17 protein-coding genes are annotated in these 20,773 nt (G+C 43.0%); 14 read left to right on the forward strand and 3 right to left on the reverse strand.

Features of this window, described 5'->3' with window-relative positions:
• The first annotated feature begins 9 nt into the window (after positions 1-9).
• From HOP38_RS09120 to HOP38_RS09165, 10 genes are read left to right on the forward strand one after another with little or no spacing between them, the layout of a single operon-like run.
• Positions 10-2,601 carry an MFS transporter gene (locus HOP38_RS09120; protein WP_198557904.1) on the forward strand — a complete coding sequence of 864 codons (2,592 nt, stop codon included), beginning with the start codon at positions 10-12 and terminating at the stop codon, positions 2,599-2,601.
• Positions 2,598-3,641: an ABC transporter substrate-binding protein gene (locus tag HOP38_RS09125; protein WP_198557905.1), complete on the forward strand. Its 1,044-nt coding sequence runs from the start codon at positions 2,598-2,600 to the stop codon at positions 3,639-3,641. Before HOP38_RS09120 ends, HOP38_RS09125 begins: the two co-directional genes overlap by 4 nt.
• Entirely contained in the window at positions 3,622-4,362 is a 741-nt protein-coding gene (locus HOP38_RS09130) for an ABC transporter substrate-binding protein (protein ID WP_420883062.1), read from the forward strand. Before HOP38_RS09125 ends, HOP38_RS09130 begins: the two co-directional genes overlap by 20 nt.
• A 2-nt stretch (positions 4,363-4,364) precedes the next feature.
• Positions 4,365-5,312, forward strand: coding sequence for an FHA domain-containing protein (locus tag HOP38_RS09135; RefSeq protein WP_198557906.1), 948 nt, complete (start codon positions 4,365-4,367; stop codon positions 5,310-5,312).
• Positions 5,312-5,803, forward strand: coding sequence for a type VI secretion system lipoprotein TssJ (gene tssJ, locus HOP38_RS09140; RefSeq protein WP_006070768.1), 492 nt, complete (start codon positions 5,312-5,314; stop codon positions 5,801-5,803). Before HOP38_RS09135 ends, tssJ begins: the two co-directional genes overlap by 1 nt.
• A 23-nt stretch (positions 5,804-5,826) precedes the next feature.
• Complete coding sequence (gene tssK, locus HOP38_RS09145) at positions 5,827-7,158, forward strand: type VI secretion system baseplate subunit TssK (RefSeq protein ID WP_124939804.1); 1,332 nt, start codon at positions 5,827-5,829, stop codon at positions 7,156-7,158.
• A 3-nt stretch (positions 7,159-7,161) separates the two neighbouring features.
• Entirely contained in the window at positions 7,162-8,340 is a 1,179-nt protein-coding gene (gene icmH, locus HOP38_RS09150) for a type IVB secretion system protein IcmH/DotU (RefSeq protein ID WP_006070770.1), read from the forward strand.
• A gap of 35 nt (positions 8,341-8,375) precedes the next feature.
• Positions 8,376-11,771, forward strand: coding sequence for a type VI secretion system membrane subunit TssM (gene tssM, locus HOP38_RS09155; RefSeq protein ID WP_198557907.1), 3,396 nt, complete (start codon positions 8,376-8,378; stop codon positions 11,769-11,771).
• 2 nt (positions 11,772-11,773) lie between these two features.
• Positions 11,774-12,550 carry a protein kinase domain-containing protein gene (locus tag HOP38_RS09160; protein ID WP_198557908.1) on the forward strand — a complete coding sequence of 259 codons (777 nt, stop codon included), beginning with the start codon at positions 11,774-11,776 and terminating at the stop codon, positions 12,548-12,550.
• Positions 12,551-12,602: 52 nt separating this feature from the next.
• Positions 12,603-13,328: a DUF3581 domain-containing protein gene (locus tag HOP38_RS09165; protein ID WP_006070773.1), complete on the forward strand. Its 726-nt coding sequence runs from the start codon at positions 12,603-12,605 to the stop codon at positions 13,326-13,328.
• Between the two features lie 74 nt (positions 13,329-13,402).
• Here the strand turns inward: HOP38_RS09165 and HOP38_RS09170 are convergent, their stop codons facing one another.
• From HOP38_RS09170 to ydiJ, 3 genes are read right to left on the reverse strand one after another with little or no spacing between them, the layout of a single operon-like run.
• Positions 13,403-13,933, reverse strand: coding sequence for a hypothetical protein (locus HOP38_RS09170; RefSeq protein WP_006070774.1), 531 nt, complete (start codon positions 13,931-13,933; stop codon positions 13,403-13,405).
• Positions 13,934-13,979: 46 nt separating this feature from the next.
• Positions 13,980-14,444: a methyltransferase family protein gene (locus HOP38_RS09175; protein WP_006070775.1), complete on the reverse strand. Its 465-nt coding sequence runs from the start codon at positions 14,442-14,444 to the stop codon at positions 13,980-13,982.
• 54 nt (positions 14,445-14,498) lie between these two features.
• Positions 14,499-17,537 (reverse strand): D-2-hydroxyglutarate dehydrogenase YdiJ, encoded by a 3,039-nt coding sequence (gene ydiJ / locus HOP38_RS09180; protein WP_198557909.1) that lies wholly within the window; start codon positions 17,535-17,537, stop codon positions 14,499-14,501.
• 286 nt (positions 17,538-17,823) lie between these two features.
• Between ydiJ and HOP38_RS09185 the strand changes: the two genes are divergently transcribed.
• The 4 genes from HOP38_RS09185 (at position 17,824) to HOP38_RS09200 (ending at position 20,714) form a co-directional block, all read left to right on the forward strand.
• Complete coding sequence (locus HOP38_RS09185) at positions 17,824-18,498, forward strand: DUF3334 family protein (protein WP_038230274.1); 675 nt, start codon at positions 17,824-17,826, stop codon at positions 18,496-18,498.
• A gap of 139 nt (positions 18,499-18,637) precedes the next feature.
• On the forward strand, positions 18,638-19,321 hold the full coding sequence (locus HOP38_RS09190) for a DUF2786 domain-containing protein (protein WP_006070778.1): 684 nt from the start codon (positions 18,638-18,640) through the stop codon (positions 19,319-19,321).
• A gap of 30 nt (positions 19,322-19,351) precedes the next feature.
• Positions 19,352-20,386 carry a J domain-containing protein gene (locus HOP38_RS09195; protein WP_198557910.1) on the forward strand — a complete coding sequence of 345 codons (1,035 nt, stop codon included), beginning with the start codon at positions 19,352-19,354 and terminating at the stop codon, positions 20,384-20,386.
• A 139-nt stretch (positions 20,387-20,525) separates the two neighbouring features.
• A complete protein-coding gene (locus HOP38_RS09200) occupies positions 20,526-20,714 on the forward strand; it encodes a hypothetical protein (RefSeq protein WP_006070780.1) in 189 nt (62 codons plus the stop codon).
• Positions 20,715-20,773: the final 59 nt, after the last annotated feature.

Consider the following 20,773-nt stretch of genomic DNA (forward strand, 5'->3'; position numbering starts at 1 on the left):
GCGATAGTGATGAGTCGACAAAAAACGGATATTCAGGATGAAAGCGTAAACAGCAAGTCTCGCGGTATGTTACCGGGGCTTAGCTTCAAGCTTTCTTTCGCTATTTTTGTCGTCTTGTCACTGTCTATTTTCCTGACCACCAGCTTAAACTACCTAAATTTTGATAAGCGTTTAACTGAGACGACTGACTCCAAATATAAGGTGGTCATGCAAGAAACCTTGTCCGACATCAACAATGCTATTGCCTTCGGTGTTCCTTTGCATGGCATCAGCAATGTACAGTCTCTATTGGAACGTCATTTAGCCAGCGTTTCTGGCCTAATCGCTCTTGAAGTTACCGATAGACAAACTGAGCGGCTCTACTTTGCCAACCACGCAGAGGTCTCTATCGCAGAAAGCCAAACTAAACAGCTACGCACACCTATTTACAATGCATTCGGTCAGTTGGACGGCGAGATCTCACTCACTTACTCCCTCGAACATTTAGGCTCGTTGCGCAGTGGGCTCATTTCAAAAAGTGCTTTCTACGCTGTAATTTGGATCGTTATTGCGACACTGTGTAATTTAATTTTCATTCACGGTATCACACAGCACATGTTGCGCCGAACCTCCGAGGTCGATCAATGCTTGTCGTCGCAAGAAATTGCAGGATGTAAATTTGAGCTTGCAAGCCAAATTATGGAAGGCAACCAACAGCATTTAACCCGTTGGCAAAAATTCAGACAAAGACACACCACGATGTTGATTCTGGTGTTGGCATTCACCACCACTTTTGTTGCCAACTTTATGACTTCATTACAAATGATGGACTACTTCGCGGATATCTATCAACAAGAATTAAACGAAAAAGCCTCCATTATTGCCTACTCCCTCGTTCAATTACTAGATTACCTCATCGCTAGTGGCTTTGATGTCGCTAATCTACGTGGTCTTGATAGTGAACTAGCCAACTATCTGGTCAATCACAACGACATTATCGCGATTTCTATCGTCCAAGAATCACAAACATTAGTGAACGCTGGTGCTCAATTCGATGAGTTGCAACTCAACACCCATTTATTTCCACTCAATAACCACGACACCATCGCCTTAACCATATCATCGGACAAGAATCTCGTTGCCACTCTCCTTAAAGAGAACTTGCTCGATATGTTATCCATATTGGTTGCCTCTTTGCTAGTCGTTACTGAAGTGATTCTTTTCCTTTGTAACTATATGATCATGTCACCGTGGCACCAATTAAAACAGTTAGTTGCTCGGCTCAGTAAAGGCTTTACAGACATGACTGCTAAGGTCACAAGCCGCGATGAAATCAGCTCGCTGCTTGCAAAAATTAACCGAACAACTCTAGCAGAAAACACCTCACAAACATCGATAATTGAACATCAGAACTATCGTTTTGTCCGCCTGCCCTTATTTTTGTTTGTCTTTGCCGAGGCGGCATCTCTCTCTTTCTTCCCCAACTATGTCTCGACCTTAGTGATGGATGTCTCTTGGATACCATCAAGTATGCAAGCGAGTTTTCCTATCTCGTTATTCATGTTGGTCTGGGCGATTTCTCTACCCTTTGCAGGATACTGGTCAGATAAATTAGGACGACGTAAGGCGCTAATTATCGGTGGTTTGGTTATCACAGTTGGCATGGTTTCCACCAGTTTGTGCAATACATTATCTGCGATGCTTCTCAGCAGAACGATTACCGCATTAGGCTATGGATTAGTGTTTATTTCAGCGCAAGGTTTTGTCAGTGACTATACCGACAATTCAAATAGAACCAAAGGTATGGCGACGTTCTTGTCTTCGTTCTTCTCGGGCTCCTTGTGCGGAGCAGCTATAGGAGGCTTGCTTGCTGACCGTATTGGATATAGTGGCACCTTCTTCTTAGCTTCGGGGATCAGCATCGTTGGCGTGTTGTTAGTTTGGCGCTTCTTCGAACAAGGCGACAATAACCAGTCTTCAGTGCCAATTAAGCTATCCGACTTCAGTGATCTATTGAGCAATAAACACTTTGCTCTTATAAGCTTTTGCAGCGCTATTCCAGCCAAAGTAGTTCTTACCGGCTTTCTCTATTATTTATGCCCCGTTTATCTGCAGCATCTTGGCGAGAGCAATGCCATGTCCGGACGTATTTTGATGATCTATGGGTTAGCCATTGTGGTTATCTCGCCCTTAACCGCGATATGGATAGACAGATTTAAAAACAAACTTATCTTCGTAGTGATTGGCGGACTGTTGTCCTCATTTGCTTTGCTCAACATCTATTACTTTAATGGCACCCTTGGATTGCTAGTTGTTGTTCTCGTTGTTGGTGTAGCTCACAGCATCGGTATTTCACCACAGATCCCTTTGGTGATGAGTCTAATGAAAGTCTCCACCAGTGAACGGGGAAAAGCGATTGGTATTTTTAGACTTACAGAGAGGATCGGTAATGTGACAGGCCCTATTTTAACTGGAGCATTGCTTGGCATTTATGGGTTTATTAACACCGTAATGATCCTAGGCGGACTGCTATTTGTCAGCACTATAAGCCTTGTATTGGTGTATTACTTTTGGCAAAAGAAAGACAAAATATTTAGTGACGTTGAAGGAGCTTCCGCATGATTAAATCGCTTCAATCCATCGTCTTAATCGTAACTTTGCTGCTGACGTCGATAGTCTCGGCAAATGAAGATAGTCCTAACTCTAACTTGCAGGACTCCAAACATGTCGTCATGCTGCTTTGGCGAGGAGTGACTCAAGCAGAGCAAGGGTTTGTTGATGAAATGAATAAGAATGATAGCGTCCGAATCACTATTTTAGATGCGGATAAGAACCGAGAAACTTTAGCAAAGCACATCGACTCCCTTGAAGGTCTTAGACCTGATCTTGTTTATACCTTTGGGACCACCATTACCTTGTCACTTTTGGGTAGCACTAATGCCCCTACAAAGTTTAATAGTAGCGGTGAAATACCGGTTGTCTTTAATATTGTAAGCGACCCTATTGGCTCAAAAATAGTAGATAGTGTGGATTGTTCACAAAGAGCCCAAAACTATACTGGGGTTAGCCATATTGTCCCCTATGAAGTGCAGCTTAACGTCATCAAAGAACTGGGAGACATCCGTACTGTTGGTATTTTGTTTAACCCTTTAGAAAACAATTCGCAAATAGCCGCGAACACTTTACTGGCCGTCGCGACACAAAACGGTATTAACGTCAAACGCTACCCAGTCCAGAAAACGACTAACGGAATAGAAAAGGCCAATATTCAATCTTTGGTCGTCGAAATGAAGAACGACGACGTGGATTTAGTGTACCTACCGGCAGACTCGCTACTGATATCGAATGCTAAAGTAATTACTGATATTGTTCACAGTGCGGGGCTACCTACTTTCTCAGCCACAGAATCACCAATACGCAATAGCGGTGCGCTTGTTGGTGTTGTTAGCCGCTATTATTATGCTGGTCAATTTGCGGCCTTTAAAGCGCAGCAAATACTCACCGAAGACACTTTTGCTGGAGATATACCCATTGAAACGCTCCAACAGTTTTCCTATATCGTTAATGCCGATACCGCAAATCTAATTGGGTATTTCCCTCCCGTTTCTATGTTGAAAATTTCAGAGTTAGTAAGGAATAAGGATGTTCTTGAAACCCCATAACATGACAAGTTATCTATCATTTTCAAGGCGATGTACTTTGTTGCTCGCTAGCACCATAGTTGCATATGGTGCTACGGCTAATACGATAGGTCCATCTAGGTTGATGTTAACAACCCAAGACTGGCCTCCCTATCAATATTATGAACACGCCGAGATGAAAGGTGTTGCGATTACTACAGTGAAGTGCGCACTTGGTTCAATGGGTCAACCATACCAATTTACTATGACCAGTTGGTCTGATGCCCAAATGCGAGTCCAAAATGGCAATCAGCATGGTTTTTTTGTCGCGACCGAAACTCTGGAGCGAAATGAGTATGCAGCAGTTTCAACCCCAATCGCCGAACAGAAGATTAACTGGTACTTCGGGGCTGGTGTCGATCCCAAGATCACCGAATTAAATAAACTCAACCTCAAATTTTCTGCAAAATTTGGGTCAAACAAGTGGTTTTGGCTTAAAAGACAGGGATTTAACGTAGTGAAGCAGCCAAGAGATGCTAAAGTTTTATTAAAGCTGTTAAAACAACGTGAAATCGACATTGCACTTGAAGACCAACTGGTTTTTGAAAATGAGTTAGACGTAGCTGGATTGTCCAAAGACTACTTTCGCTCACAGCATATGGAAACAAAAAAGATGGGGGTCTACTTTTCAAATCGATTCCTCAACGAATACTCTGGGTTCTTAACAAGCTTTAATCGCGCAGTGGAAAAGTGTAAGGGGTAACCATGGCCATTAGTATTCATTTAGTGTCAATTCCGGAGCAGGAAGCCGTCGCGTCCCGAATTGTCCACCTTCCAGAGGAAGGTGGTGTGATTGGCCGCAGCCCAGATTGTGATGTAGTTCTGCCAGATCACTCCAGTCGAATATCGCGTAAACATGCTGCCATCACTCTCACCAGTGACGGTTACTTTATTCAAGACCTAAGTCGCAATGGCATTAATCTCAATGATAAATCGGTACAAGGTGGACTTCAGCTACCTATTAGCGATGGCGATATCATTGCAGTAGCAGATTACAGTCTTCTCGTCAGCACATTGACGGCTTCGAAAGCGGCTGTGGTCAATAAGGAAGTCGATGTTGATACCCTTAGTTTCAACATCGACGCCAGCGATGATGTTGATTTTCTTGAAACCAGCACACTCAGTTCAATACAAGTCGACCCTATGACCAACGATTTTTCTACCCAGAACGTACTGGCCGATGACCCATTTTCATCGGATCCTTTTGACGGTTTTGAACAGGAAGAGATTTCTCGATTTGAAGAGCCAATAAACAACGTCCAACACGTCAACTTTAGCGAAGAATCAGCGCCATCTTCGACCATTGAATTCGTTCCTATGAATAGAGAAAACGATGACATCACCTCCTCGTTACAGCAGCTCATTGCGCTATCAAAAGAAAACCAAAGCCTGTTGCAAAACCCATCATTTCAACACGACCAACTTTTTACTGCCTTGGAAGAGACCATAGAACAGTTTTTAGATGAGTTCTGCCCTGAACAACTGGAGTCTCAGTTTAATGAATATGTAGGCAACAGCCTGTTTGTTAACAAAGAAAAGCGTTACTGGCGCATTTATAGAAAGACCTTTGAGCGCAGACAGAAAAATGGCGATTTTCGCCGCCAATTTAAGGCGCTGTTTATCGAAAATATGCAGCGTGGAGGAGAAGACTAATGCGGTTTTCAATGCTATCGACCGCTTTGTTTGTACTCAGCATTACAGCATGTTCTTCCGACCCTGTCCCAGTGACCACGGCCTATAGCATGACTGTTAATGCGGACGATACCATTAACAAATATCAATCTGACTCGGCCAACCCTGTCGTGGTCAGATTATATCAACTCGCAAGTAAAGAGAGCTTCGAGCAAAGCAGTTTTATTACTCTGTATAACTCCGACCTCCAAGCGCTAGGAAGTAGTCTGGTGGTCAAACAAGTTTTACCGTCAGTGATGCCTGACAGTAACCAAACTATCTCACTAGATATCAACAAAAATACCCAGTACATCGCCGCATTAGTGGAGTATGCCAACTACCGTGAAAGCAATGGAAAAGCAGTAACTGCTGTACCCACTGATGGTGAAAGTAGCATCGCGCTTAGACTATCTGGACTTAATGTAGAGCTTGACATCGTCGCTCCTGAGTCTAGTTGGTGGCAGATATTCTGATAGAACGATAAAAAGGATTTTTCGTGGACGCGCATAAGAAAGTAGTATGGAAAGAAGGCATGTTTATTGCCCCTCAACATTTTCAACAGCAGGATAGATTTGTCCAAAACTATGTCAGACAAAACGTCGACACACTCTCTCATTTTGCCCCATTTTTTGGTTTGACGGAGCTCTCTATTAACACAGACCTGTTAAAGATTGGAAAGTTAGCCATCACCCAATGCTCTGGGATTTTCCCCGACGGCACTCAGTTTAACACCGTCAAAGAAGTCGCCATAAATATCCCTGTTGGTACTGTCGATAACACTATATATCTTGCTCTACCTTTAGCTCTGCAGGGCAATAACGATTATTGTGAGGATGAGAGTGGGACAAGCCGTTATGTCACCAAGTCCATCAATGTATTTGACTCAGCGACTCATGAAAACACCAGCCTTGAAGTAGATGTCGCAAGATTAAACGTTCAACTTCTCTCTGACCACGATGATCACTCAGGTCACTCATTGATTCCTGTTGCTCGTATACTTGAATGTACTGAGGCTGGCGAGGTCATTTTAGACCGAGCATTTATCGCAGCGTGCCTTCACTACGGAGCTTCACGTTATTTGACGGATAAAGTTAAAGAAACTCACGCCTTATTGGTCAGTCGGACGCAGAACTTGTTTAAGCGCATTCAAGCAGGTCAAAGTCAAAAAAGTGACCAGTCGTTAATGCTTGACTACCTATGGCTACAGACTTTGAATAGTTGGATGCCTTGGTTTGATTTGACATCACAAAATGAGCGATATAGCACTTATGACTTGTACGTGCACCTCAATCGTTTTCGAGCTGAGTTAATGGCATTGAGCCCTGAACTCGCTCCAGAAGCTAGCGCGCTAAAAGTCGATAAGTTGTACAGTAACTTCAGTCCACTTTTTGCCGATTTACGTAACCTCTTGACGCTTGTTCAACAAGACTCAGTAATAGAGTTTACTTGGGATACTGCACTATTTGAGAAACGCCGACTACTCCGAACCATTATTAAAGACCCATTATCTGTCCAATCAAGACGCTTTGTACTCAGTGTGACCTCTTCATTGTCAGCAGGTGAACTCAGTGACACCTTCATAGCAGCGGCGAAATTAAGCAGTAATACCCGTATTGTTGAATTGGTTCGCAACTCTCTCTCGGGTATCAGCCTCACAGCTCTTCCTGTTGCACCAAGCGAACTTAAACCGGTTCAAGGTACTACCTATTTTGAACTCAATACTTCAGACCCTATGTGGCAAGAGATGCTAACTATGAGGGATGCCTTGGCACTTCACGTCGATACTCGTGTGCCTGATCTTGAAGTACACTTATATGCGCTGAGGTAATCCATGCTCGACTATTTGGATGAAGAGACCGTCATTTGGGAACAAGACCCAAAAAAGAAACTATCAGAAGTTAATTCTGATAAGCCTGCGGTATTTCGAACACCAGATGCTACACAAATGGAGTTTCTTAAGCACTTCGACAAATCAGAAAATCAGCTTATCAATATCAGTGCTGAGCTCTTGGCGGTGACATTAAAAATCGACAGTATTCCCGAACCAGACGATATCGCCGAGTTAAGAGAACAATTGGTAGCGAGGATTAGTGACCTCAAGGATAAGGGGAGTCACCTCAATTATCCCGTAGCTGTCATTGATAAGTTGTGCTTCTTATTTGCCGTAGTTCTTGACGAATTTATCGTCTACACCGACTGGGGGGAAAAACGCGGTTGGGAAAACAAAACACTTCTCAGTGAGCTGTTTGGAATGAGAAATGGTGGGGAGCTGTTCTTCTCCGTAGCAGATAAGGCTGCGAGACAACCCAATAAAATGATCGACCTTATCGAGATCATCTATCTTTTCTTGAGTATTGGATTCAAAGGGCAGTATCACTCACAAGGTTCTGAGCAGCTTAAACGCTTTATCCACCAGCTAGAACAAATATTAAGTCAATACCGCCAATCAACTCGCATTCATTGCCAAACTCGCGTGACTCACCCTAAAGTTCGTCGTCCTAGCCGCAAAAAGCGCTATGCCGTTATCAGCTTACTGTTCGCTACACTTATCGGCTCAACGCTAGCCCTCACCTACTTCTGGTACAGTAAAACTCTACCACAACGATCTCGAGATTTTACTTATCTTCCAGATTTCAGCCAGCGATATATTCTGTCCGGACAAGTTAACGATATTGTGTTTATTTCGAGCGATAGCGACCTTTCGTCCCCTCCTATTAGAGGAAGCCGAGTAGAAGCTCAACAGAGTCCACGTGTTGCCGCCTCTCCAATTAATAGTGACTCTAAACTCTGGTTAGTTCAGCTCGCTACCTTCTCGAATGAACAAAATGCACAGCTGTTTATCGAGCGTTTGAGCGCTAGCAAGTACGAGCCCCGAGTCGATAGTTACAAACAGTATTTTAGAGTAGTAGTCGATGTTGATGATCGTTCACAAGCGATTGAAACCCAGAAATGGCTCAAAGATAACCAAAATATCGATTCAATTGTGATCAAGACAAACAAACAACAATAACGATCTAAAGACAGTTTTCAGGGAAGAAAATAGACATGGCAGATGGAAAAAAACAGAAGACAACAGCAAAGCCATTAATCAGCGGTATTTCCTCCGGATTTTTGCTTTGTATATTACTGTTGGTAACTGTGTGGTTTACGCCAGCACTTAAGGCCTACCTCGTCATAGCGATTGCTTTTTGCATCATTCTATCTGGCATCCTCGGTTTCTTCATCTATTGGTTGAGCCGAAAGAACAATAAACTTAACGACCCTGATGAGAGTAAAAAGAAAGAGCTTATTGCTAGACGATGTCAGTTGCTACAAAAGCACTTTCAAAACGTTCTTAAAGTTCAGAAGACAAACAAGAGACTACAGAGTCGTTATGATTTGCCCGTCTATCTTTGGTTCAGTGACAAACCGCAAAACGATTTCAATGTCATTACTCAAATGGGCTATGAAGCTTACCAAGTAGACGAGTTTGGCAATGATATCGAGTTCCCTATTCTTTTCTGGCTCAGCGAACACTCTTTGGTTATATCGGTTAGTCAAGGAGAGGACCAACACCCGGAATACCTCAAGACACTCTACAACTGCTTGAAAAAATGGCGTCCTAGACAGGCCCTTAACGGGTTACTGCTAGCAACCAATGCTGACGCATTACTAGGGCAAAAAGAAGCCATAAAGATGAGAGCGGATCAGATAAAAGCCGATTTAACGCGATTGAATCGAACCTTTGGTTTGTCTATTCCGGTGTACAGCATTATCACTCACAGCAGCAGCATCAGTGACTTCTGCCAATACTTCTCTGGTTTTGAAGACGCAAGGCGTGAAGACGCATTTGGCTCTATGATGCCATTTAGAGAACACGGTGGTATAGACGCAGACTGGTATGATCACGCTTATGACGCCTTGATAGGTCAACTGATTGCCAATATGACAAGTGCCCTCTCAGGGCAGCTCAACCTAGACTACCGCAAGTCTATCGCTGCGGCTCCACTTCAATTTGGACTGTTAAAACAAAACTTGTGGCTACAATTAAACCGTATATTTGGCGTCAATCAACTGGGTGATGGCTTGATGTTCCGTGGCTTTTTCTTCACTCATGAAGGAAGTGACAGTAAGAACGTCGATGCACTTGCCGCAACAATCAGCAACGACTTAGGTCACGAGTTCTATCATCCAAAATCTAGTCAGCCAGTTAAGCAAGTACTTTTTGCCCAGCATCTTATGACTCATGCTTTAATCCCTGAACATATGCTTGTGGGAGTAAATAAGAAGAAAGAAAACTGGTTGCTGACCATGCAAACCACTTATACGCTTCTGTGCGCCTTATTATTAATTGCAATACTTGCAATCATCAAATTGGATTTCGACTTCCAAAGCCAGCGGGAAGCTCGCGCTGATGCTCTTCTGGAACGCTACAAAGAAGCAATAACCGCGTCACCTTATGACGTGGAAAATCTTGCAGACAATATTCCTAACCTTTATTCACTCCGTAAGATCTACGAACTTTATAATAAGCCAGAACCTTGGTACGTGTTACCGTTCATGCCTTCTTACACTATTAAGCCAGAGGTTGAACTAGCCTATATCACTGAGTTACAAGCCGTGTTGATGCCGTCTTTAGAAAAGTCTTTGGCCAATGACTTGTTCGTATACGTTAATCTTGAAGAGCAAGCGACAACACTTTCATTACTCAATAGTTATCGTCTGCTATTTACTCCTAACAAGAACAATACAGAGGAACTAAGAGCCTATTTTGTTCAATCTCTGGAGGATCAAGGAGTAGGTACAACGAGTACTCTCAATCAATTGACCAGTTTACTTGATGATGCCTTCGCCAATCATTTGATACCTGAAGAATCTAATACTGATTTAGAGCAACTGGCTCGTAAAGTCATTAATCAAACAGGTATCGAAACGCTGCTTTATCAACATATTAAGAGCCAAACTAAATACGCCAATCGAATAGATATTCGCTCAGAGCTTGGTAGCAACTACTCTCAAGTCTACTCATTTTCTTCTGGCTTTGTAGGCTATCTTGTTCCCCATATCTTTACCCCGAGTGGATTTACCGAGTTAGATCTTTCCGTAGATTCCCCTATTATCAAGGAAGCTTTATCAGCCTACGCGGGTGTTGCTGGCGAAGCACCGAGCGCATTGGAAATGTATCGGATTAGTAGAGACCTACGCCAACTCTATAAAAATGATTACATCAACTATTGGAAAGACTTCACCAATAACATCGTCGTCAATCCGGTTAAAGATGATACTGAACTCAGTCGCCTTCTGACATTATTGACCAACGCGGGAGATAACCCGATCCAAAATTATTATAATACGATCAGTAAATATACGACGATAAACATAGAGCCAGTAGAACCAGCGAAAGACGAGAAAGCGGCCGAAAAAGAACAGACACCGATTGACCAAGACCAAATGGAGGCAATGAGACTGATTAATGTCAGTTTTTCCGACTTTCATAGCTATGTCAGTTCGGTAAACGATGCACCAAAACCAGTAGATCAATGGCTAGCTGCAGTCAAAGCTGCGAAAGCTTATCTTGATACTTTTTATCAAGCTGAGGATGCTCGCAAACTCGCCTATGACACGTTAGCAAAGCCATTACAAAGCTCCAACCCGATCGCCGCTATACAACTCACCGCCTCAACTCAACCTACTATGACAAAGAGTTTGTCTGATGCGATTACTCAACTTAGCAATGATGCTGTGTTATCGCTGGCGCATCAGCATTTGAACCTGCAGTGGAAAAACTCAGTACTAACCACATTCCAGTCGAGCTTAGCCAGTTACTACCCATTCAGCAAAAATGCAGAAACTGACGCAAGTGTTGCTGATGTAAAAGCGTTCTTTTCTTCGAGTGGTGCTTTTGAGGCTTTCAATAAAAAATACTTAAACTCATTCTTACAAGGCACTGAAGGAAGCCCTTACCTTCCAGGGCTGCTTCCGCGTTCTGGGTTAGAGATCACACCGGAAGTCTGGGATATGGTTGATGTTGCTAATCAAATACGCAGCGCGCTATTTCTGGCATCACCAGACAATGTTTCGGTTAAGTTCCAAATGAAAGCCTTAACAATGAGTCCAAAAGCAACAGAATTTATGATTTATAGCGATCAACCACTGTTCACCTACCGACATGGGCCAACCCTGTGGAAGTCCATAAGTTGGGATGGAGAGCAACAGGCAGAGGATAACCTTAATATTGAACTTAAAGACAGCGTAACATCGTTGTCCCAATCCAATTTCAGTGGTAATTGGAACTGGTTTAAGCTTATCAACTCACAATTGGTTAAGGCGGATAATCAAGGCGCGGAGATTTCCATTGGCAACAAAGGCGAGCAAATTCGTCTTTCGGTGAAGACGCAAGGTCAAGTAAACCCATTTACACCCGGTTTTTTTACTCAATTTAAGTTACCTGAAAATATCTAACGATGTTTCGAATTGAGTTTAGACATGATCAACAAGGGCTATCACTCATAGCGTCAGTCCTTGAAGTTCAACCTGAAGATATTGAATGGCATTCAGACCATGTTTTTGAGTGCCACTCAGCAAAGTTAGGTCATTTGAAAGGCCGTTTAGGTCGAGGAATAACTGCTAAAAAACAACTACTACTTGAAGCTGAACTAACTGCGCTCATTTCCCCACAAAATGTGTCCTCGCGGCAGTCTCTGACCTCTTTAGATGAGACTCATTTACTCCTAAATACTTGGATAGAAGGTGAAACATTGAGTCAACTCGCGCGAAGCAATACACCACCTGTAAGTTGGCATCATGATATTGAACAGCAAATCCTAGCTTTACATCGTGCTGGTTACGTACACGGTGATATCAAGCCCAGTAATATCGTCATTGGACCTGATGGACACGCTACGCTAATTGATCTTTCAATGGCTATTAAAATTGGCAGTTCATTGAAAACACTGCCTTTTCGCCACTACTCACCGTCATACTCTCCACCACAGCAAATAGACGCGGTCGGTAACATAGAGCCTATATTGGATTGGTATGCCTTAGCTATCTGTTACTGTGCCACTCATCGTGCACATCCTTACGAGGGCTTAGATATTACTCAGCATCAAACAAGCAAAAAGTTGACGTTTTTTTCACACTGCCGGACCAGTTATCAGAGAATTATTACTCACACACTAGCTGAGTTTCAGAAAGAAAAGCAAAATTCGTGTCATATCACATACTGGATGGACCATTAAAGCCGATTACTCATATATAATTCGTGACAATTGAGTTTAATCTAAGAGTATTATGTTTCTAGCTCCTTACGTTTCTACTAACAACGAACAATTCGAGTTCACACGCCAACAAGCAAGCCACTTTGCGAAAAAAGTAGCGGGCGACTTTAACCCTATCCATGACGAAGACAACAAGCGTTTCTGTGTTCCTGGCGATCTACTGTTTGCAGTATTACTGCAAAAAGAAGGAATCAGTCAGAAAATGCGCTTTGATTTCTCAGGAATGGTCAGCGATGGCGTAGCTCTAAACGTTGTAGAAAAGGGCGAAACAGAAAGTACTGTTGTCGATCAAACTGGCAAAGAATACCTTCAGATGACTCACGATGGTGAGACAAGCCACAACCAAGAGTTTATCGAACACGTAGTCACTAACTACGTTCAGTTCTCTGGTATGAATTTCCCTCACATCATGGTTCCGCTCATGCAAGAGCAACAGATGATGATTAACTGCCAGCGCCCTCTAGTTATTTACGAGAGCATGGAAGTGGAATTTGAACACCTGAACCTCACCCATCCTGAAGTCGAGTTTACTGGCGCGACTTTTGATGTAGAGGGTAAGCGCGGTGTGGTTACGTTGAACTTTGCGTTTAAAGAAGATGGGATTGTTGTGGGCAAAGGCATTAAGCGAATGGTTGCAAGTGGTCTTAAACCTTATGACAACGATGCCGTTGATGACCTAGTATCACGTTTCAACGAAAGAAAGACCTATTTTCTCGAGCAGTTTAACAACGCGGCCTAATCAAAAGTAAAAATGAACATTCAAAGCCTCGACTTATGTCGAGGCTTTTTGGTTTGTTATGCACGCATTTTTCACTAGTTGAGCGTTATAGAAGCCGATTGAATATCTCGGTATTGCTTTAAGCTATCGAAATAGTAATGTGCTTTCTGCACATGCTCGAGTTCTAGCATCCAAGTGGCGTTTCTTTGGCAGCAACAAAACTTAGCGATTTTGTCGAGCAGTGCATTGCTTTGTTTGTCCAATACTTCTCTGACACTATGTATCAGGGAAGTTTGTTCAATTGAAAGGAATTGAAAGGTAGCATGAGCATTGTTTAGTACACCAAACGCTTGGTGTTGCTTACCTAATTGATTAAAAATAGCAGACTGTGATACCGCCGCGTCATAAAAACCGGTCAACATGCAGGCAAACTGGCAAGGCTTTATACTTGTATCATCAAGAGCAGCATAAATATGTTGAGGAAGGTGGTGCAAAACTTCATCAAAAAGATGGTAAGCCTCTGGCCAATGACCTTGTTCTACTAATTGTTCTGCTTTTAAAAAACGATTCCAACACGCCTCAATATTCATCGCTAAATAGTTCCAGTCCACAATACCGACAACCATTTAAATGCAAATTAGAATCAATTGCAAATAAATATCATTTGCAACTCTATATCCAACGCCTTACTTTCGCTTTATACGAAAGATAATCATCACCAAATATTTTTTCCAACGCCCGCTCCTCGGGTTTAATCTGAAAACGGTTCATATACGGTATAAAAAACATCGACAAGAACAGGCTCAACCCATCTTCTAACCAGAAGCCCCAAGACAATAACAACGTAAATAAAGCAACATACATCGGGTTTCGAGTTTTCGAAAAAATACCAGTGTCAACCACACTGCTTGCTTTAGTCGGCTTAGTCGGGTCAACCGTTGTTTTAGCCTTCTTAAACTCAAGCACGCCTGAAATACCCATGTAACCACTAAAAACAAACAGTGCTGTAACCCAAATCGACTTAAGTGGAATATGCATATATAGCCAACCGTTATCAATAGCAGCTAGTGCATACATCGAAACGGCAAACAGGATAAACAGCAGTACTGGGGGGATTTTTAGTTCAAGCGCTTTCATTGATTATTCCTTTATCAATAATAGAAGCGCCCCAATCTGGGGCGCTTCATAAAGTTAGTTCAGTAGTTGTAGCAGAGCCTGTACAGGATGCTTGACCTTCACATCTTCAAACCTTTTTACCTGACTTCGACACGAATAACCTGTGACTAGGCAGCGCTCTTTTGGCAACTTGTCTAGATTTGGCTGCCAACTTAAGCCATAAATATCTTTCGACATTTGCAACTTGTCTGATTCATGCCCAAACGTTCCTGCCATACCACAACAGCCTACAGGTACTGTTGTTAGTCGACCGCCGAAATGATGGAAAATAGCGCCCCACTCTTTTTCCGCATTAGGCATCTTGGTTTTCTCTGTACAATGTGCAAACAAATACCAATCTGCTTCATCCACCATCTCAAGAGCGTCTTTATCTTGTACCAGAGGCATGAGCCACTCATGAGCGGTTAACACATTAAATGTCCCACGTTCCTCTTTAAGAATCTCTACATATTCATCGCGGTAACACAACACTAGGGCGGGATCGACTCCAACCAATGGAATATTCAACTGAGACACCTGTGTTAAGAAATCCGCCGTTGATTTTGCCCCTTTTGCAAACTGACTTAAAAACCCTTTAATGTGAGCTGCTTTGCCATTGGGCTTAAAAGGTAACAACACCGGTTTCTTACCCATTTTGAGTATTAGTTTGGCAAAATCTTCGACCACTTCAGCATCGTAGAAACTAGTAAAAGGATCTTGGACGATGCATACATAGTCACTGCGTTGACCCGCAGGAATGGCCTGTAACTGCCCCAGGCTAAACTGAGCAACAGGTTGCGATTTCAAACGTTGTTTGAGAGTAGGAACAGAAAGAAGCGGCGCGTCAATGTAGCCAACTGTTTTCTCGGTGAGCGTCTGAACAACTCTCTGGTTCAATCCAAAATTGACCACCTTGGGGAATTTGGCCATATATGGCAATAGTGTCTCGATATTTGCCACTAGATAATCTTTAGCAGGTCTTTGATATCTCGAGTAATAAAGGTTTAGGAATCGAGCTCTGAAGCTTGGTACATCAACCTTTATTGGACATTGGCTAGCACACGCTTTGCAAGCGAGGCAGCCATTCATGGCGTCATATACTTCGTGGGAAAAATCATATTCATGACGTTTATTAAACGTGTTCCGCCACTTCTCAATTAACCCTTTCGCACTATTTGAGCGATTAATATTGGTCTCTAACTCAAGAACATCGAAGCCCTGTTCCGATAGCTGTCTTAACCACTCGCGCACTAAGCCAGCCCTACCCTTTGGTGAATGACGTCGGTCTGCGGTTACTTTCATCGAAGGGCACATAGGTGAAGCGGTGTCATAGTTAAAGCACAGACCATTACCGTTACATTCCATTGCTTGGGCAAAACTATCACGAACTTCAATCGGGATCTGTCTGTCGTATGTTCCTCGCTTGGTATCCGAGACTTTAACGAGCTCATCCGTACTCTCTAACGGAGTACATATCTTACCGGGATTCATTTTGTTCAACGGGTCACACGCGGCTTTAATGCGTCTGAGTTCATTAAACAGTTGCTCACCGAAGAAATCAGGGCCATATTCAGAACGGAAACCTTTACCGTGCTCCCCCCACATAAGGCCGCCGTACTTGGCGACAAGCTTGACGACTTCATCTGAGATTTGATGCATTAACGACTCTTGTTCGGGGTCGCACATATCAAGTGCAGGTCTTACATGAAGCACACCTGCATCCACGTGACCAAACATGCCATAGTTCAACCCGTGTCCATCGAGTAAATCGCGAAACTCGGCAATAAAGTCAGCCAAGTTCTCCGGGGGCACACAAGTATCCTCTGCAAACGCAATAGGTTTCGCGCTGCCTTTCACGGCACCCAAGAGGCCAACAGCTTTCTTTCGCATATTGTAAATGCGTCCAAGACTAGCAACGTCACTGGTCACTTGGTAACCAATGATACCGTCCTGCTCTGTCTTCAGTTTCTCATCTAGACTCTTAGTTAAAGCCGCTACCGCTTGAGTCACTTCTTCTTCATCTTGCCCCGCGTACTCAACCATATTGATACCCTGCATTTCTTTGCCTGGCACATCACTAATAAGGTCGCTCACTGTATGCCAAACAATATCCTGCTTGGCCAGATTCAATACGCGTGAATCAACTGTTTCCACAGATAATGCATTTGCTTCAACCATGAAGGGAGCATTTCTCAATGCAGCATCAAAACTGTTGTACTTGACGTTGATGAGAGTACGAGCTTTAGGGATCGGCGTAAGATTCAGCTTAGCTTCAGTGATAAAGGCCAGTGAACCTTCTGCACCACAGAGAATTCGCGTAGCATTGAAACTCTCTGTCTTTGGGTCATAAGCGTTTTTTAGATCATAGCCGGTTAAGAAGCGATTTAATGGTGGAAACTTTTCGTCAATCAGTACTCGGTTTTGCTTACATACCTGTTCAGCAATCTGTAATGCATTGGCAGCGAAACTGTCTTGCTCTAGCTGATTCAATGAACCGTCACTTTCCAAAAGTGAACCGTCAGCAAACACCGCTTGCAGAGATAGCACGTGATCCGATGTCTTACCGTACTTTAATGAGCCCTGACCGGACGCATCGGTATTGACCATTCCACCCAGCGTCGCGCGATTACTGGTAGAAAGATCTGGGGAAAAGAAGAAACCATAAGGACGCACGGCATCATTTAGCGCATCCTTTACAATACCAGTTTGAACTCTTACCCACCCTTCTTGTTCATTAATCTCAAGGACCTGGTTCATATGTCGGGATAAATCGACAACAATGCCTGACGTCAAGGACTGTCCGTTAGTCCCTGTACCGCCGCCTCTCGGAGAAAACGCAATAGCCGCGAATTTTTCTTGATTAGCAAGTTTACCTATAAGCTGTACATCTGCCGTTGTTTTTGGATGCACTACCGCTTGCGGCAATTTTTGGTAAACGCTGTTGTCCGTTGCAACGGCAAGGCGACTCGAATATTGAGTTTCGATATCCCCGGTAAACCCTTCAGCCTCAAGCTGTTTCAGATAAACCAGTACGGTGGGGTTAATGTCGGTTTGAGAGTGTAATCTTGGTAACATTTAGCTTCCTGCCCCTAATTCTGCTGATCCGCTCAGCAAAGGAGTGTATGTAAAATAAAAAGTTCACCTACTTAGTCGCATGGTCGTTTAAATAAACGCGTTTTTAATTATTGTACGTAGCTGAAACCGAATAGATTTTATAGGTATTGGACACTTTACAACAATTAAAAATGTGATCAAATCGGAAAGTCATAGCGATTGACTATGGTTTATGCCTTTTCAAGAGGTTTGCTTCGTGACACACTCCTTTAACCACGGAAGAAATGATTAAACGAAGTAATCAATAATGAAAAAAACCAAAGTAATCACCACCGAAGATATTCTGTTAAAACTCTGCCAGTCCGTTTCAACTGTTTTGACCTCTGCGACACAATCAAGTGTGACATACTCAGCAATGGTTCAGAAAATCACCAAAACCACGTTAAAACCTGACTTTGGCTGCTTCGTCCTCTTTGATGGCGGTTTCTCGGGTTTAGTGGTTATTAATTTCACTTCACAAGCAGCACTTGAAGTTTACAGTAATTATATGCGTCACATGGGTATGCCTGAGGAAGAGCTCGCAATTCACCACAATGCAGATGAAGTTGGCGATGTCCTCGGCGAACTCATGAATCAGCTTGTTGGCGACTTCACCAACAAAGTTCGCAAAGAACTGCAGACCAACATTACCCAAAACCAACCGAAAATGTTATCGATCAATAAGCAAGTGGTTCTGTCAGTCGACACAAACTTAGAACGACCTCAAGCCCGTCGAGTTACTTTCTCTACAGCTAATAACAACATTTTTTATCTTGAATTTGCTATGGACAAAACCGAGTTTATTCAAATGGAAGAGTTTGAGGTTCAACCAGACGAATGCCCAGATACCATTATTGAGCAAGCCATCGCAGCCAAAAAACAGCGTACAGACACCAAACCAGAAAACGACAATCAAGATTTGCTCGATGAACTAGGTATTTAAGCGGCGGCTCTATGAATTCTTTTGGGACTCTAGTTACCGCTTAGAGTCCCACCCTGCACCTTCTACCCTTCCCCTTTTAGCCGAAAATCGTTAAAATAGTGCCCTTTTTCTTTCGCGGTACAGAGAACTCAGATTGTCGATGGATAAACAGAAAGCCCTCAAAAAGATTGCTAAGTGCTTAGAATTAGGTAACTCAGCGAACGTCAATGAAGCAGCCAACGCCATAAAAATGGCACACCGCCTCATGCTCAAATACGGCCTAGACAAGGACGATATTGAGTTTATTAAGATGGGTAAAACACAATCGACGCACTTACTGCCTACAACGATAAGTTCTACACTGCTGCGGGTGATCAGGGGCATCAATACCAAATTTGGCGTCGAAGCTGTTTTACTCAACCATAAAGGTCTAAAGCGAGTTGAGTTTATCGGCGAAGCTGACCGTGCCATCTTTGCAGCTTTTGCTTTTGATATCATTTATCGTGAGATGAATGAGCAAACGGGTCAGTTTAGAAATAGCTTCGCAGGTTCTGGTACTTCAAATACAGAAGTGACAAAACGTGTTAATTCATTTGTCTCCGGGTGGATAGAAGGCGCGCTAGAAAAACTGCCTGTTATTGCCCCTGATGATGAATCGGCAAATAAAATTAATAACTATATCGATAAAGAGTTCAAAAACATCGATAGAGAGACATTCAAACAGCAGCTAAGAGAAGCGATGAAAAATATCACCGCTGACTACGAAGTTGGGCTGAAAAAAGGTCGAAAAGTATCAGTTAATCGTCCGATAGACGGCGCTCAAGCCCCAAAGATGCTGAAATAGAAAGACCACACAACAAGGAGAGCGATAAATATGAGGATCAACTTGGCAAAGACATGCTCCAAGTTACTGTTTGTTTTTATCGCTCTGTTACTTTCATTCTCCTCTCTCGCCTCCATTGCGCAGCTTGAACAACAGGCACAACTTAACAATGCTGAAGCTCAGTACCGTCTAGGACTGGCATATGAGACTGGTGAAGGTGTTCGCAGAGATCTCAGTTTAGCAGCTCACTGGTATCAACAAGCGAGCGAAAACGGACATCGCGCGGCAACCTATAATTACGCACAAGCACTAGAATATGGACGCGGTATAAAATCCAATCCTGCAAAAGCCGTTTTGCTCTATACGAAGCTCGCCGCTGAAGGCGACCATTCTACTTATGGAAAAATCGCTCGGCTTTACCGCGATTTTAATATCGACATTGCCAACGAAGATCAAGCCGTGCTTTGGTATGATCTCGCAAGAACCCAATCAACCGAGTTTGACGCCGAATACGCGCTCGCTTTGAAAAAACAATTCGATGCTCATCAGTTAAAGCAAATTGCCGCGCTTAAGCAGCAAGAGCAATCTGTCACAAGTACACAGACGAGCCTAACAACATCTAACTCAGTACCAACTACCCCAAGCATAAACTGGTCATTACACCTAATCTATATCTCAATTCTATTGAGCGCTTGCTTCTCCGCATTGATCTTTTTCAAGAGATTCAATATGGCAAGCCAACACCGTCGCTCATCTATTCAAGAAATGAAAACAAGGCTCTCTCAACAACAAGACCTGATCACTAAGCTAAAATTACAACTTAAGAACGCTGCAAGTCTTCAGAAAAGAGCATCATCCACAGCATCTAGTTCAACCACTTCTGCACTTAATGATGCTTACCTTCGTTTTGGCTTCACTCAAGGACAAATTAACAACTTAACACCAAAGCAAGTAAAAGCACGCTATAAGCAGTTGTGTCGTATTTATCACCCTGATGCTCAAGGTAGTGATGATGAAATGAGGCAATTAAACCTTGCTTTCAAAGCGATCGTGGAACATCTAAAAGCCACTCAAAAGATCCATTGATATACCAATTTCTCAGAAAATCGCAATCTTGAAAAACATTTGAAACAAATTAAGAAACATTTATTTAACATTGCATGCAATTTTATGTCATAATACGTCCCGATAATAACACCCGTACAAATAAGGGTGGGGAGTAAAAATGCATACATTCACTATCGAAGGTTTCTGTGATTGGTGCCAAACGCCAAGTTTTGTGACCAAGCATGAGTATATAGACGGTCTATGTCACCACTCATGTGAAAAGTGTCTGAGTTTCGCCATTATGGACGTTAAGCAGTTCAATCAAGCAGAAATCGAATTTAGAAACCGATCGTCAGCTCAATCCTAAAGGAACCGCGCCTCTCTTAGAGAGGCGTTTTTGTTTCTCAATATCCTTCTCTATTGTCA

Origin of the sequence: Vibrio mediterranei (assembly GCF_013364395.1) — a bacterium.
In the GTDB taxonomy this organism is placed as follows: Bacteria; Pseudomonadota; Gammaproteobacteria; order Enterobacterales; family Vibrionaceae; genus Vibrio; species Vibrio mediterranei.

Coding starts and splice junctions, on each gene's coding strand:
- HOP38_RS09125 (WP_198557905.1), top strand. CDS start 2,598: ATGATTAAATCGCTTCAATCCATCGTCTTAATCGTAACTTTGCTGCTG.
- HOP38_RS09120 (WP_198557904.1), top strand. CDS start 10: ATGAGTCGACAAAAAACGGATATTCAGGATGAAAGCGTAAACAGCAAG.
- HOP38_RS09130 (WP_420883062.1), top strand. CDS start 3,622: ATGTTCTTGAAACCCCATAACATGACAAGTTATCTATCATTTTCAAGG.
- HOP38_RS09190 (WP_006070778.1), top strand. CDS start 18,638: ATGGATAAACAGAAAGCCCTCAAAAAGATTGCTAAGTGCTTAGAATTA.
- HOP38_RS09185 (WP_038230274.1), top strand. CDS start 17,824: ATGAAAAAAACCAAAGTAATCACCACCGAAGATATTCTGTTAAAACTC.
- HOP38_RS09200 (WP_006070780.1), top strand. CDS start 20,526: ATGCATACATTCACTATCGAAGGTTTCTGTGATTGGTGCCAAACGCCA.
- HOP38_RS09170 (WP_006070774.1), bottom strand. CDS start 13,933: ATGGTTGTCGGTATTGTGGACTGGAACTATTTAGCGATGAATATTGAG.
- HOP38_RS09165 (WP_006070773.1), top strand. CDS start 12,603: ATGTTTCTAGCTCCTTACGTTTCTACTAACAACGAACAATTCGAGTTC.
- icmH (WP_006070770.1), top strand. CDS start 7,162: ATGCTCGACTATTTGGATGAAGAGACCGTCATTTGGGAACAAGACCCA.
- ydiJ (WP_198557909.1), bottom strand. CDS start 17,537: ATGTTACCAAGATTACACTCTCAAACCGACATTAACCCCACCGTACTG.
- tssJ (WP_006070768.1), top strand. CDS start 5,312: ATGCGGTTTTCAATGCTATCGACCGCTTTGTTTGTACTCAGCATTACA.
- HOP38_RS09195 (WP_198557910.1), top strand. CDS start 19,352: ATGAGGATCAACTTGGCAAAGACATGCTCCAAGTTACTGTTTGTTTTT.
- tssM (WP_198557907.1), top strand. CDS start 8,376: ATGGCAGATGGAAAAAAACAGAAGACAACAGCAAAGCCATTAATCAGC.
- HOP38_RS09135 (WP_198557906.1), top strand. CDS start 4,365: ATGGCCATTAGTATTCATTTAGTGTCAATTCCGGAGCAGGAAGCCGTC.
- HOP38_RS09160 (WP_198557908.1), top strand. CDS start 11,774: ATGTTTCGAATTGAGTTTAGACATGATCAACAAGGGCTATCACTCATA.
- HOP38_RS09175 (WP_006070775.1), bottom strand. CDS start 14,444: ATGAAAGCGCTTGAACTAAAAATCCCCCCAGTACTGCTGTTTATCCTG.